Below are 2037 nucleotides of genomic sequence, written 5' to 3'. Positions count from 1 at the left end.
CCGTGGCGAGATCATCACAACCGATACGCATGGTCGTTACCATATAGTCGGTGTATCGGGAGGCCGTTGGGAGCGAGGAGCAAACTTCGTTATCAAGCTAGACCCACGAAGTTTACCGAAAGCATACAAAGTAAACGGACGTAATCCAAAAGTGGTGAGAGTATCGCCAGGGTTACCAAGTAAAGTTGATTTTGGTGTTACGGAGGTAAATCAGTAATTATCATCAAACTTAAAGACAGACAAGGAAGCCTGTCTATCCCAATCCTTTCAATTCTTTCCCCCGTTTATCGGGGGTTTTTTATTTCTAATTAACCAGTCTTCTTAACCTTACTTTTTATAATTAAAAACGGTTAACCAAAGCAATAATTTAATTAATATAGATATAAGCGATCGAAATAATAGATATTGATCGTTTGTTGCGATCAATGTATTATTGTGTAAATATTCGGAAAATATTTAATAAATTTATTTAATAAAAATGTTTTATTTTGTAATTTTTTTTAGCGGATTGGTTAGCTAATTTATTATTTATCAACAAAGATTAATTGGGATTAGTTATCAATCATTTTTAAGGTTTATGGATAAATTTTGATGTTGAATTGAATTACGAAAATAAAAAATATAATTGATCTTAGAAGAAGAGAAAGGAAATAAACTAAAATGAAAAAACATAACTGGACCCGGCATCCACTTTGCCTGGGTATTAGTGCTGCTTTTTTACTTGGCTCCAATAGTGTTTATGCAGGTAGTACAAATGTACCTAAATTAAATATTATTCGGGATGAGTTTAATGCAGAAGAAAAGCTTAATTTAAGTATCTATAATCCTAAAGTGAAGTTAACGTCACAAGGATTGTTTACGACACCGATGGGGCTTTATATTTACACTAACTATCCCACTAAAATCGCTGAATATCAAATCACCATTTACCGCCAATCGGATGTAGATAACCGTCAACCGTTAAAGACCTTACGATTTAAAGAAATCAGTCCGTATGAAGCGGTGTTATGGCATGGTGATACCGATAATGGCGAGCCGTTATCGACAAATAGCGAGTATAAAGCGATTTTGACTACCACCAGTTATGACGGTTTAAAAGACAGTGTTTATGCGACATCGTTTAAGACCTTAGGTCAGGGCACAGCAGACTCTGGCAGTGATTTTATTTCCTACAACAAACCCGACAATCAATCGGGCTCAGGTCATTTATTCTTTGGTAAATTGAAATCAGATAGCACAATACCGGGGTTTGGCGAAAGCCGGATAGACCATCAGGGTATTGTGAGTGATGCTCAGGACCGGAAAGTTGTTATTCAGATGGCGGGCTTAAAAGGTAAACAAGGGGTGATGCTTAATGGCGAGCCTTTAGTAGTGGATGCCGAGGGCCGAGCGATGCGGGAGATGATTTTATCGCCGGGTGAGTATCAGTTTAATTTAAGCTGGCAGGATGAATCGGGTCAGAAGCAATCGCAACAGGAAAAGTTGGTGGTTGAAAAGAAAGATGACATTTTTTATGTGGGTATCGTGGATGTGACGTATGCGCAAAACAATGTCAGCGGAGAAGGGCGTTCGATACTGGAAGAGGCCGACAGTCACCACTACAGTGGCAAAGGGAGCTGGGATGGTCGGGTAGCTTTTTATGTCAAAGCGAATAAGGGTGATTACCGGTTAACGGCGCATTTAGACACAACAGAAACGAAGCTAAAAAATGCCTTTGGTCATTTAGGTGAAAAAGACCCGACTCGTTTTGCGCGTGAAATCGACCCACAATCTTACTACCCGATATACGGAGATGGTTCGACCACAGAAAGTGATGTGGATACGGAAGGTAAGTTTTATATCAAATTAGAGAGAGGCAAAAGTTACGGGTTATGGGGTAACTATACCACACAGATTACCGGTAATGAGTTTGCCAACTTTAACCGCAGTTTATACGGGGCAAAATTATATCACGAAAGTGAGCAGTCGACCCAGTATGGTGATACCCGCACATTAGCGACGGTGTTTTTATCGAATGGTGAAACCCGGGGCAGTCAC

Annotated in this window: 1 protein-coding gene and 1 pseudogene; both read left to right on the top strand. The window is 39.6% G+C overall.

All coding sequences use genetic code 11. The features are described from left to right. Positions 1-217: hypothetical protein (locus ACKJXD_RS11845; RefSeq protein WP_430876391.1), on the top strand; the 217-nt coding region annotated here is incomplete at its 5' end. A gap of 443 nt (positions 218-660) precedes the next feature. Beyond that, a pseudogene (locus tag ACKJXD_RS11840) lies at positions 661-2037 on the top strand (hypothetical protein); the annotation flags it as partial.

Source organism: Gilliamella sp. G0441 (assembly GCF_050589305.1).
Lineage (GTDB): Bacteria > Pseudomonadota > Gammaproteobacteria > Enterobacterales > Orbaceae > Gilliamella.
The sequence above is the reverse complement of the archived record's forward strand: the minus strand, read 5'-3'. Positions and strand labels throughout refer to the sequence as shown.